Annotated in this window: 11 protein-coding genes; 6 read left to right on the top strand and 5 right to left on the bottom strand. The window is 72.4% G+C overall.

Annotation, left to right across the window (positions count from 1 at the left end; all coding sequences use genetic code 11):
* Positions 1–6: 6 nt before the first annotated feature.
* Together ABGB14_RS39995 and ABGB14_RS39990 are read right to left on the bottom strand one after the other, a co-directional pair.
* Entirely contained in the window at positions 7–729 is a 723-nt protein-coding gene (locus tag ABGB14_RS39995) for a DUF4328 domain-containing protein (protein ID WP_347649072.1), read from the bottom strand.
* 46 nt (positions 730–775) lie between these two features.
* Positions 776–1,423, bottom strand: coding sequence for a response regulator transcription factor (locus ABGB14_RS39990; RefSeq protein WP_347649071.1), 648 nt, complete (start codon positions 1,421–1,423; stop codon positions 776–778).
* Between the two features lie 91 nt (positions 1,424–1,514).
* Between ABGB14_RS39990 and ABGB14_RS39985 the strand changes: the two genes are divergently transcribed.
* Together ABGB14_RS39985 and ABGB14_RS39980 are read left to right on the top strand one after the other, a co-directional pair.
* Complete coding sequence (locus ABGB14_RS39985; protein WP_347649070.1) at positions 1,515–2,192, top strand: ABC transporter ATP-binding protein; 678 nt, start codon at positions 1,515–1,517, stop codon at positions 2,190–2,192.
* The gene (locus ABGB14_RS39980; RefSeq protein WP_347649069.1) at positions 2,189–4,117 is read left to right on the top strand and encodes an FtsX-like permease family protein; all 1,929 of its coding nucleotides are present in this window, start codon (positions 2,189–2,191) and stop codon (positions 4,115–4,117) included. Before ABGB14_RS39985 ends, ABGB14_RS39980 begins: the two co-directional genes overlap by 4 nt.
* Before the next feature lie 21 nt (positions 4,118–4,138).
* Here the strand turns inward: ABGB14_RS39980 and ABGB14_RS39975 are convergent, their stop codons facing one another.
* Positions 4,139–5,140, bottom strand: coding sequence for an LLM class F420-dependent oxidoreductase (locus ABGB14_RS39975; protein WP_347649068.1), 1,002 nt, complete (start codon positions 5,138–5,140; stop codon positions 4,139–4,141).
* Between the two features lie 80 nt (positions 5,141–5,220).
* Here ABGB14_RS39975 and ABGB14_RS39970 point away from each other — a divergent pair, with 80 nt between their 5' ends.
* The gene (locus ABGB14_RS39970; RefSeq protein WP_347649067.1) at positions 5,221–6,648 is read left to right on the top strand and encodes a sulfatase; all 1,428 of its coding nucleotides are present in this window, start codon (positions 5,221–5,223) and stop codon (positions 6,646–6,648) included.
* Here ABGB14_RS39970 and ABGB14_RS39965 read toward each other — a convergent pair.
* Positions 6,642–7,319, bottom strand: a complete 678-nt coding sequence (locus tag ABGB14_RS39965) for an FCD domain-containing protein (protein WP_347649066.1) — start codon at positions 7,317–7,319, stop codon at positions 6,642–6,644. The two genes, ABGB14_RS39970 and ABGB14_RS39965, sit on opposite strands and share 7 nt — an antisense overlap.
* 110 nt (positions 7,320–7,429) lie before the next feature.
* On the opposite strand from ABGB14_RS39965, the gene ABGB14_RS39960 reads away from it, so the two are divergent.
* Genes ABGB14_RS39960 through ABGB14_RS39950 form a run of 3 tightly spaced genes read left to right on the top strand, consistent with a single transcriptional unit; the run spans position 7,430 to position 10,102 of the window.
* On the top strand, positions 7,430–8,161 hold the full coding sequence (locus ABGB14_RS39960) for a (Fe-S)-binding protein (RefSeq protein WP_347649065.1): 732 nt from the start codon (positions 7,430–7,432) through the stop codon (positions 8,159–8,161).
* The gene (locus tag ABGB14_RS39955; RefSeq protein ID WP_347649064.1) at positions 8,158–9,558 is read left to right on the top strand and encodes a lactate utilization protein B; all 1,401 of its coding nucleotides are present in this window, start codon (positions 8,158–8,160) and stop codon (positions 9,556–9,558) included. Before ABGB14_RS39960 ends, ABGB14_RS39955 begins: the two co-directional genes overlap by 4 nt.
* Positions 9,545–10,102 carry an LUD domain-containing protein gene (locus ABGB14_RS39950; protein ID WP_347649063.1) on the top strand — a complete coding sequence of 186 codons (558 nt, stop codon included), beginning with the start codon at positions 9,545–9,547 and terminating at the stop codon, positions 10,100–10,102. Before ABGB14_RS39955 ends, ABGB14_RS39950 begins: the two co-directional genes overlap by 14 nt.
* Here ABGB14_RS39950 and ABGB14_RS39945 read toward each other — a convergent pair.
* Positions 10,092–11,111, bottom strand: coding sequence for a Vms1/Ankzf1 family peptidyl-tRNA hydrolase (locus ABGB14_RS39945; RefSeq protein WP_347649062.1), 1,020 nt, complete (start codon positions 11,109–11,111; stop codon positions 10,092–10,094). The two genes, ABGB14_RS39950 and ABGB14_RS39945, sit on opposite strands and share 11 nt — an antisense overlap.
* Between the last annotated feature and the right edge of the window lies 1 nt (position 11,112).

Raw genomic sequence — 11,112 nt, 5'->3', positions numbered from 1 at the left:
CCGGGCCTAGCCCGTGCGTCCGATCGGGGTGGAGCCGGAGGCCGGGCGGGGCTGGGGAGCGAAGGCGCGTACGGTGCCGGGCTCCGCCGGCCGGGGAGCGCCGGAGCTCCGCTGGAGCCGGGTGAGCTCGCGTACGGTGGCCGCGCACAGCAGGGCGGCCAGCGCCGAGCAGGACAGCTCCAGCATCCCCACCCCCGTCAGGTCGAGCTCCGACGAGCCGAGCGGCAGCCGCACGGTGACCAGCGCCAGCATGGCCAGCCAGCTCAGCCACCAGCCCGTCAGCAGCGCCAGCCACCGGCCGCGGCGGCCGGCGGGCGGCCGGGCGCCGCGCCACACCTCGTCGACCAGCACCACGGGGGCGATCAGGTTGACGCCGGGGATCAGCCAGGCGGCCGCCACGGGGCCGGTGGCGGCCGAGCGGTCGTTGGCCTGCCTGGCCCGCACGAGCCAGGTGACGTAGGCCGCGGCGACCGCGATGGAGGTGCCCGCCACCAGCATCATCAGCACCGCGAACACCGTCACCGCCCCGACCACGGCCTCCGCGTCGGCACCGGTCGGCCGGCCGCCGAACGTGGCGAGCTGGACGGCGAGGTCACGGCCCCGCGCCTGCTCGAAGATCACGAGAGCGCCGAGGGAGAGGACCTGGGCGACCAAGGTCACGTGTACGGCGAGGGCGGCTCTCGCGGGCGATGCCTGGGTGTGGCGCACGTTGTTCTCCCCCCGGGCCATGCGCTGAGGTTCTGATTCACTTGTATCCCGCCAGCCCTTCGCTTAATCAGCTCACCACGCCGGATTCCCACGCCCACGCCGCGATTTCCACCCGGTTCCTGACGCCGAGTTTGGCGAAGATGCTGCCCAGATGCGTCTTGACCGTCGACAGCGACACGAACAGCTCAGCGGCCACCTCCTGATTGGTGCGTCCCCTGGCGATCAGGCGCACGACGTCCAGCTCGCGCCCGGTCAGCGGGTCGTTCACGGGGGCCGGGGCCCGCCGGGGCCGGGCCACGTGCTGGAGCAGCCGCACGGTCACCGAGGGCGACACCAGCGCGTCGCCCGCCGCCGCGGCCCTGACGGCTTCGATCAGCAGCGTGGGCCCGCTGTCCTTGAGCAGGAACCCCGTCGCGCCGGAGCGCAGCGCTCCGTAGACGTACTCGTCCAGGTCGAAGGTGGTGACGATGACGACCCGCAGCGGGCTCTCCACGCCCGGACCGGCCAGGACGCGGGTCACCTCGAGGCCGTCGAGCTTGGGCATCCTGATGTCGAGCAGGCACACGTCGGGCCTGAGCCGGCGGGCCTCCGCGACGGCCTCGGCGCCGTCGGCCACCGCGGCCACGACCTCCATGTCCGGTTGTGCGTCCAGAATCATCTGAAAGCCGGTGCGTACCAGTTGCTGATCGTCGGCGATGAGAACCCGAATAGTCACGCACCAACTCTAGAGATCGGCCGTTCGGCCGATGCGGTCCCGGCCGCCCGGCCGATCCGCCGCACCCCCGGCCGGCCCGAGGCTGGACGCCATGAACGACGTACTTGTTGGACGAGCCCTGGCCAAGAGGTTCGGGCAGACGGTCGCCCTGGGCGGCGTGGACATCACGGTACGAGCCGGCGAAGCCGTGGCGATCATGGGCCCGAGCGGGTCCGGCAAGTCGACGCTCCTGCACTGCCTGGCCGGGATCATGAAACCGGACTCGGGGGAGGTGCACCTGCTCGGCCAGCGCATCGACGCCATGTCCGAGCGCCGGCGCAGCGCCCTGCGCCGCACCCGCTTCGGCTTCGTCTTCCAGTTCGGCCAGCTCCTGCCCGAGCTGCCCGCCGAGGAGAACGTGGCGCTCCCGCTCATGCTGGACGGGGTGCCGCGAGCGCAGGCCGTGCGCCGGGCGCGCGAGTGGTTCGGGCCGCTCGGCCTGCAGTCCATGGAGACCAGGCGGCCCGGCGAGCTGTCCGGCGGCCAGGCGCAGCGGGTGGCCATCGCCAGGGCGCTGGTGAGCCGGCCGGCCGTGGTGTTCGCCGACGAGCCCACGGGCGCGCTCGACCAACGGACCGGCCACGACACGATGCGGCTGCTCGCGGAGGCGACCAGGCACAACGACGCCTCCCTGATCGTCGTCACCCACGACCCGGACGTGGCCGCGTGGTGCGACCGCACGGTCGAGGTGCGCGACGGCCTGATCCTGCCGAACGGGGTGCGCGCGTGAACCTCGGCCTGACCTGGCGGCTGCTGAAGGGCGGCGGCAAGGGGATGCTCGGCACCTGGCTCACCCTGGGCGCCGTCGCCGTGTCCACGGCGCTGCTGCTGTTCGCCGTGGCCGCGAACTTCGCCTTCGAGGCCAGGGGCGAGCGCGGCGCCTGGCGCAACCCGGTCCCGGCGACGTCCGGCGCGGTGGCCGTCCAGGCGTCCCGTTTCGACTACGTACGCGACCAGGCGATCACCGTCGTCGACCTGGGCGCGCTCGGCCGGGCGCCGGCGCCTCCCGGCATGCCGCGCTTCCCCGCCCCGGGCGAGGTGTGGCTCTCACCCGCGCTGGCCGAGCTGGCCGCGCGGCTGCCCGCGGCCGAGCTCGCCGGCCGGTACCCCGATCCCGCCGGCGTGCTCGGCGACGAGGCGCTGATCCATCCGGACGAGCTCGTCGCCGTCGTCGGGCACCAGCCTGACGCCCCCGCGCTGACCGCTGCCCGCAGTGACGACTGGGTCATCGCCAAGCCGCCGGTCAAGGTGGCCGATGTGGCGGGCACGCCGAGCGAGGAGTCGGAGGCGTACCGGGTGCTCGCGCTCATCGCGAGCGTGCTCATGGTGGTGCCGCTGCTGGTCTTCGGCGGCGCCGCGGCCAGGCTCACCGTGGCCAGGCGTGACCAGCGGCTGGCCGCGCTGCGCCTGGTCGGCGCGACGCCGGGGCAGGTCGTCGCCATGACCGTGGCGGAGGCGATGATCGTGGCGCTGGCCGGCGCCCTCGTGGGAACGGTCGCGTTCGCCCTGGCCGTGCCGTTGCTGGCGGGCATCGAGATGCAGGGCGGCCCGTGGTTCGCTGCGGACCTGTTCCCCGGCCCGCTGGTGCTGGCCGCGGTGCTGGTCGCGGTGCCGCTGCTGGTGGGGCTCTCCGCGGTGATCGGATTGCGGCGCGTCGTGGTGAGCCCTCTCGGCGTGGCCAGGCGGGAGACCCCGCCCGCCATGCGGTTCGTACGGGTGCTCGCCCTGCTGGCGGTGCTGGCCGTGTTCCCCATGCTGACCCGGAGCTCCAGCGTCTCGATCGTCGCCGCGGCGCTCGGCCTGGCGTTCCTCTGCGTCAACCTGGCCGGGCCCTGGGTCGTCGGCATGATCGGCAGGATCACGGCCGCGAGCGCGCGCAGGCCCGCCCGGCTGCTGGCCGGCCGGCGGCTGGTGGACGACCCGCGCTCGGCCTGGCGCACCGTGAGCGGCGTGGCGCTGACCGGCTTCGTGGCGGGCTTCCTCGGCCTGCTCAGCCCGGGGGCGTTCGAGGAGCAGGCCGGGCCGCCCCAGCTCCGGGTCACCGCGCCCGCCGGGCAGGCGGCGAAGGCGACCGAGCAGGCCCGCGAGCGGCTGGCGACGGCCAAGGTGCCGGCCACCGTGAAGGCGTCGGACGGGGTCGTCGTCGCGGCTCTGGGCAGCACCGCCGACGCGGCGACCGTCGATCGGGCGCGCACCGCGCTCGCCGGGCTCGTTCCCGGCCGCACCCCCACGACGAAGGACGACGACCAGCGGTTCGGCACGCAGATCCTGGCCGACGTCCGCGTGGGCACGATCGTCGTGCTGTCGGTGTCGTTCCTCGTGGCCATCGCCAGCGCGGGCATCACGGCCGCGTCGGCGATCCTGGACCGGCGGCAGACGTACGGGCTGCTGCGCCTGGCCGGCACGCCGCTGGAGGTGCTCGACAGGGCCCGCCGCGCCGAGACGCTCATCCCGCTGGCGGTGATGGGCGGCGGCGCGATCCTGGTGGGGGTGTTCTGCGCGACGCCGTTCATGCTGGGCGGGATCAGCACGGTGGGCGCGGTCACGCTGCTCGCCTGCGTCGCGGTCGGCTTCGCCGGCGTGGTCGGGGCGGGGGCGCTGAGCCGGCCGCTGCTGCGGTCGGTCACCACCGACCCGGCGCCGCGTCCCGACTGACCGGCGTGCCCGTAGGGCCGGTCAGCCCAGGACGAGGTCGCGCACCAGCTTCAGCGAGGGCTCGTCGCGCGGGCCCATGACCAGCAGGCTCGTGACAGGGCTGGCCCGCCAGAGCTCCAGCCGTTCCTTGATCCGGCCGGGCGGGCCGACGAGCGAGATGCCGTCGGCCAGCTCGTCCGGGATCGCCCGGAACGCCTCGTCCTTCTTCCCGGCCAGGTACAGCGACTGGATGTGCTCGGCGGCCTCGGCGTACCCCATCCTGCCGATGATGTCGGCGTGGAAGTTGCGCTGCTTCGCCCCCATACCGCCGATGTAGAGGGTCAGCATCATCTTCACGCCGTCGAGGGCGGAGCGGACGTCGTCGGAGATCACCACCATCACCATGGCCGCCACGTCGAAGCCCTCGGGGGCGCCCGCCAGCGACGCGCCGTACATCTCCTCGATCTTGGAGGGGAACGCGAACAGCGGCAGCCAGCCCTGGGCGATCTCGGCGGCCAGGGCCACGTTCTTCGGGCCCTCGGCCCCGAGGTAGACGGGGATGTCGGGGCGGAGCGGATGGGTGATGAGCTTGAGCGGCTTGCCCAGCCCGCCCGCGAGCGGGAGCGGGTAGTGCGGGCCGTCGCTGGTGACCGGCTCCTCGCGGCGCCAGACCTTGCGCATGATCTCGACGTACTCGCGGGTCCTGGCCAGCGGCTTCGCGAACGGCCGGCCGTACCAGCCCTCCACGACCTGCGGGCCCGACGCGCCCACGCCGAGCAGCAGGCGGCCGCCGGTGAGGTGGTCGAGGGTCATCGCCGTCATCGCCGTCGTGACGGGCGGCCTGGCCGAGATCTGGGCGATCGAGGTGCCCAGCTTGATGCGGCTGGTGCGCGCGCCGTACCAGGCCAGCGGGGTGAAGACGTCGCTTCCGTACGCCTCCGCGGTCCACACCGAGTCGTAGCCGAGCCGCTCGGCGGCGAGCACCGACTCCGTCGCGTCGTCGGCGCCGCGCTGCCAGTAACCGAGATTCAGGCCGAGCTTCATGATCCACCTCCGGAGGTAGATTCCATTCACCCCGGGGCGCTCCTCCGTGTCAACGGACATCTCGGGGGAAGTGGAAGCCTGTGCTGAAGGCCCTGTCACGACTCGTCTGCCTGCTGCTTCTCCTGCCGGCGGGCGGGATCGCGACGGCCGAGGGCGGCTCCCGGCCGAACATCGTGTTCGTGCTGGCCGACGACCTCGAAACCGGGACGCTCGGCTATTTCCCGAACATCACCCGGCATCTCCTCCACCGGGGCGCCTCGTTCGAGCGGTATTTCGCGACCAATCCCTGGTGCTGCCCGTCGAGGGCGTCGACGCTGCGCTCGCAGTACGTCCACAGCCATCGCGTATGGACCAACACCGCGCCGGAAGGCGGGTTCGACCGCTTTCATCGGCAAGGCCTGGAACGTTCCACCATCGGGACCTGGATGAAGCAGGCCGGCTACCGCACCGCCCTCATGGGTAAATATCTCAACCACTATCCCGGCGCCGCGGCCCGGGAGACGTACGTGCCGCCCGGCTGGGACGAGTGGGCCGTGCCGGTGCGCGAGCTCTACCAGGAGTACGGTTACCGGCTCAACGAGAACGGCCGCGTGGCCGACTACGGCTGGTCGGAGAACGACTACCTGACCGACGTGCTGTCCCGCAAGGCCCGCGACTTCGTCACGAAGTCGAAGCAGCCGTTCTTCCTCTACCTGGGGGCCATCCCGCCGCACAACCCGGCCAACCCCGCGCCCCGGCACGCCGGCGCCTTCCCCGCCGCCAAGGCGCCGCGGACCCCGTCATTCGACCAGGAGGACGTCAGCCGCGAGCCGCTGTGGATGCGCGAGCTGCCGAGGATCGGGCCGGCCGGGGAAAGGCGGATCGACGAGCGGTTCCGCGCCAGGCTGCGGGCCATGCTCGGCGTGGACGACCTCGTGGGCTCGCTGGTGAAGACCCTGCGCGAGTCGGGCAAGCTCGACGACACCTACCTCTTCTTCGCCTCCGACAACGGCTTCCACCTGGGCACTCACCGGCTCAAGCGAGGCAAGACCACCCCGTTCGAAGAGGCGGTCAGGGTGCCGCTCGTCGTCCGCGGCCCCGGCGTGGCCGCGGGCTCCAGGGTCTCGTCCCTGGCCTCCGTGGTGGACCTGCCGGCGACGTTCGCCGCGCTGGGCGGGGCCCCGCTGCCGCCGTTCGCCGAGGGGCGCTCGCTGGTGCCGCTGCTCGGGGGCCGGCCGCCGGCACAGTGGCGCAGGAACGTGCTCGTCGAGTTCGCCAGGCCGGCCAACAGGGAGTCGGCCCGGCAGACCCCCGTGCCGGGTTATCGGGCGTTGCGCACGGACCAGTACACCTATGTCCGGTACGACACGGGGGAGCGGCAGCTCTATGACCTGCACGAGGATCCGTACCAGCTGGACAACCTCGCGGGGAGCGCCGATCCCGCGCTGGTGGCCGGTCTGGAGCGGCGGCTGCAGGCGATGACGGCCTGCTCGGGCGCCACCTGCCGGCAGGCGGACATGGCTCAGTGACCGGACAACGACGGATACGCGTGCGCCAGGTGCTCCGAGACCGCCCTGGCGGCCTCGTCCGCGTCGCCTGCCTCGATGGCCCGCAGGATGCGTACGTGGCCGGCGCGCAGGATCGTGGTGTCCCCGAGGCGTTCGACCGCTTCGACCGCGTACCTCCGCATCGAGTCGCGTAGCGAGCGCATGATGGCCGCGATGAGCCGGTTGCCGGACGCGTCAGCGATCGCGCAGTGGAAGGCGGTGTCGTGCTCCACGAACTCCTCCGCCGTTCTCGCCCCGTCCATGCCGGAGAGCGCGGCGGCCAGCGCGGACGTGCCGGCCCGCGCCGAGGCCGCGTGGGAGGCGGCCCACTGCTCGATCATGTGCCGGGCGTCGATGACCTCGCGCAGCTCCAGGCCCGCCATGCCGAGGTGCAGCCGGAGCAGGTCGGTCAGCGCCGTGTCGGGGCGGGAGGTCAGCACCGCGCCCGCGTCGGGGCCCCTGCCCACCTGCGAGGAGACCACGCCGAGCGACTCCAGGACGCGCATGGCCTCGCGTACGGACGACCGGCTGACGCCGAGCTGCTCGGCCAGCTGGCGTTCGGCGGGCAGCCGGTCGCCGGCGGTGAGGCCGTCCTCCGAGATGCGCCGCTCGATCTGGGCGAGCACGTCCTCGAACGTCCGCGTCCGCTTCACGGGACGCCAGCCGCCGTCGCCCAACGGAACCTCCCCATGGTGGCCGAAAAGAGTGCGGTTCGATATGGTCTGACCATACTGTGGTCGGACCATACCTCAGAGGGAGAGTTGTGCGAGTCGCTCTGTTCATCACATGCGTGAACGACACGCTCTTCCCCGGCACGGGCAAGGCCGTCGTGTCGCTCCTGCGCAGGCTCGGCTGCGACGTGGACTTCCCCGCCGCCCAGACCTGCTGCGGGCAGATGCACGTCAACACCGGCTACCGGGAGGAGGGCGTGCGGCTCGCGCGGCACTTCACCGAGGTCTTCGCCGGGTATGACGCGGTCGTGGCGCCGTCGGGGTCGTGCGCGGCCATGGTCCGCGAGCAGTACCCGAAGCTGGCCCGGCCGGGCAGCAGGGGAGCGGCGGCGATCGCCGAGGTCGCTCCGAAGGTGTACGAGCTGTCGGAGTTCCTGGTCGACGTTCTGAAGAAAGACGACGTTGGCGCATATTTCCCGCACCGGGTGACATATCACCCGACGTGCCACTCGCTCCGCGGGCTCCGCCTGGGCGACCGGCCGGCCAGGCTGCTGCGGAACGTCCGCGGGCTCGAGCTCGTGCCGCTGCCCGGCGCGGAGGAGTGTTGCGGCTTCGGCGGCACGTTCGCGGTCAAGAACCCGGCCGTCTCCGCCGCGATGGGCGCCGACAAGACCCGCAACATCCTGGACACGGGGGCCGAGGTGCTCTGCGCGGCGGACAACTCGTGCCTGATGCACATCGGCGGCACCCTCAGCCGCCAGAGGACCGGGGTCAGGACGATGCACCTGGCCGAGATCCTCGCATCGACAGAGGAGGCCCAATGAGTGCCACGTTCCTCGGCATGCCAGGAAACTTCCCGAAAAACGCCTCGCAGGCCGTACAAAACTCACAGCTCCGCTACAACCTCCGCAAAGCCACCCACACCATCCGAGGCAAGCGCGCCGGCGTCGTCGCCGAACTGCCCGACTGGCAGGAGCTGCGCGCGGCCGGCAAGGCCATCAAGGACCACACCCTCCGCAACCTCGACCGCTACCTCGTCATGATGGAGGAGGCGGTGACCAGGGCGGGCGGCACCGTCCACTGGGCCAGGGACGCCGCCGAGGCCAACCGCATCGTCACCGGCCTGGTGCGGGCCACGGGCGAGCGCGAGGTCGTCAAGGTCAAGTCGATGGCCACCCAGGAGATCGGGCTCAACGAGGCGCTGGCCGAGCAGGGCATCGCGGCGTACGAGACCGACCTCGCCGAGCTGATCGTCCAGCTCGGCGACGACTTCCCCAGCCACATCCTGGTCCCCGCGATCCACCGCAACCGGTCGGAGATCCGGGAGATCTTCCTCGACAAGATGCCCGAGGTCCCGGAGAACCTCACCGACGACCCACCCGCGCTGACCGAGGCGGCCCGGCTTCACCTGCGCGAACGCTTCCTCAGGAGCAAGGTCGCCATCTCCGGCGCGAACTTCGTGGTGGCCGAGACCGGCACCCTCGTCGTGCTGGAGTCCGAGGGCAACGGCCGCATGTGCCTGACCCTCCCCGAGACGCTCATCAGCGTGGTGGGGATCGAGAAGCTCCTCCCCTCATGGCGGGATCTCGAGGTGTTCCTCCAGCTCCTTCCGAGAAGCTCCACAGGCGAGCGGATGAATCCCTACACGAGCATGTGGACGGGCGCCGTCGAAGGCCAGGACTTCCACCTGGTCCTGCTCGACAACGGCCGCACCGACGTGCTCGCCGACGAGGTGGGCCGCCAGGCCCTGCGCTGCATCCGCTGCTCGGCCTGCCTGAACGTCTGCCCGGTCTACGAGCGCGCGGGCGGCCACGCGTACGGCTCGGTCTACCCCGGCCCGATCGGCGCGATCCTCACCCCGCAGCTCAGGGGCATGTCGTCCGAGCTCGACGCCTCGCTGCCGTTCGCCTCCAGCCTCTGCGGGGCCTGCTACGACGTCTGCCCGGTCGCCATCGACATCCCGGAGGTCCTGGTGGACCTGCGCTCCAAGGCCCCTCACGCGGCCGCCGAGCGGGCGGGCATGAAGGTGGCCGGCTGGATACTCAACGACCACGTACGGCTCGCCGGGGCCCAGCGCGCGGCCGCCCGCCTGCGCGGGCTGCTGCCGAAACGGCTGCCCGGGCCGGCGTCGGCGTGGACGGACACCCGGGATCTCCCCGAGATCCCGGCCGAGTCCTTCAGGGACTGGTGGAAGCGAGGAGGGCCGGATGAGCGCGCGTGACGAGATCCTCGCCAGGATCGGCCGGGCCGTGGCGGGCGCGGAGGACGTCGAGATCCCGCGCGGCTACCGCACGACCCAGCGGGTGGACGATCTCGTGGGGCTGTTCGCCGAGCGGGTCGACGACTACCGCGCGATCGTGCACGTCCTCCCCGAAGGCGACGTCCCCGGCAGGATCGACGAGCTCACCGGCGACCGGCGGATGATCATCCCCGACGGCTTCGGCCGCGCGGGCGGCTGGTCCGACCTCGGCACGGCCGACGGCGTGATAACCGGCTGCGCCGTGGCCATCGCCGAGACGGGCACGATCGTCCTCGACCACGGCCCCGGGCAGGGAACGAGAGCGCAGACGCTCGTCCCCGACTACCACCTGTGCGTGGTGCGGGCCGGCCAGATCGTGGCCGGCGTGCCGGAGGCCGTCGCCCGGCTCGACCCGTCGCGCCCGCTCACCTGGATCAGCGGCCCCTCGGCCACCAGCGACATCGAGCTCAACCGGGTCGAAGGCGTGCACGGCCCCAGAACGCTCGAAGTGATCATCAGTACCTGAGCACGGCGGCCACGTCGGCGACCGCGTTGGTGAACCACAGCTCCGCGTCCGTCATCGCGGCCGCCCTGACCAGCGCGGAGTCGGAGCGCTCCCGTACGGGCTCGGACACGCCCCAGCGCCGCAGCTCGTCCGGGTCGGTGGCGAGCTGGGTGCCGCCATCGCCGATCCAGACCGGCTTCGGCAACTCACCGGGCGTGAGCACGGCCTGCACCCGGCCCTCGCGCAGGGCGTGCGCGACCCGCGCCATCCCGGTCGGCCCGCCCGTCTCCTGGTGACGTTCCAGCAGCTCGGCCCGCTTGCGGTCGAGCCAGCCGTCCAGCGCCCGCTCCACGTCCTCCTCGAACTGGCCGTGGTTGGAGCGGCTGCCGTGCTCGACCATCAGCACCCTGTCGGCGGTCTTGGTGCCGAGGTGCTGCAGCAGGTACGAGCGCGACTTGGCCTCGCCCGCCACCAGGATCAGCTCGGGACCGATGCGGCGCGCCTGCTCGTCGACCTCCTGCGCGACGGCCATGGCGTTCTTCTCCCAGGTCTCGTCCACCGCCCGCTCGTACCGCTTCTGCGACCAGCCGCCCTGGGAGGTCTTCTGCAGCGGCCACGAGGCCGCCTCCACGACAGTCTTGCGCGGCGACCCGGCGCCGAACACCGTCACCTCCGCCCCCGCGTGGTCCACGATCACCCGGATGTGCGGCACGTTCTCGCCGCGCCGCGCCAGCATGGGCGTGACGCACGGCAGCGGCGACCACAGGGCCAGCAGGTGAGGCGGCTCGGCCAGCGGCTCGGCCAGCACCACGTCCCCGTGGGCGGCGAACAGCGACCGCCCAGGCGTGGCCAGGCGTGCCTCCTCCTCCAGAGCGTCCAGCGTGGCCTTGCGGCTCTCGCCGTTCGGCTGCAGCCGGTCGCGCAGGCTGCGCCACTGGGCCTTGCGCTCGGGGATGGTGAGCGCGCCCAGGTAGACCGAGGCGTACGGGCCCTTCCGCTCGTACAGCGGGCGGATGAGGTCGAGCCGCACG

Source organism: Nonomuraea sp. B10E15, from assembly GCF_039871615.1.
In the GTDB taxonomy this organism is placed as follows: domain Bacteria; phylum Actinomycetota; class Actinomycetes; order Streptosporangiales; family Streptosporangiaceae; genus Nonomuraea.
This window is presented reverse-complemented; position numbering and strand designations above follow the sequence as displayed.

Excerpts from the sequence above, each read along its gene's own strand:
- ABGB14_RS39995 (WP_347649072.1), bottom strand. The coding sequence starts at position 729 with ATGGCCCGGGGGGAGAACAACGTGCGCCACACCCAGGCATCGCCCGCG.
- ABGB14_RS39985 (WP_347649070.1), top strand. The coding sequence starts at position 1,515 with ATGAACGACGTACTTGTTGGACGAGCCCTGGCCAAGAGGTTCGGGCAG.
- ABGB14_RS39975 (WP_347649068.1), bottom strand. The coding sequence starts at position 5,140 with ATGAAGCTCGGCCTGAATCTCGGTTACTGGCAGCGCGGCGCCGACGAC.
- ABGB14_RS39955 (WP_347649064.1), top strand. The coding sequence starts at position 8,158 with ATGAGTGCCACGTTCCTCGGCATGCCAGGAAACTTCCCGAAAAACGCC.
- ABGB14_RS39950 (WP_347649063.1), top strand. The coding sequence starts at position 9,545 with ATGAGCGCGCGTGACGAGATCCTCGCCAGGATCGGCCGGGCCGTGGCG.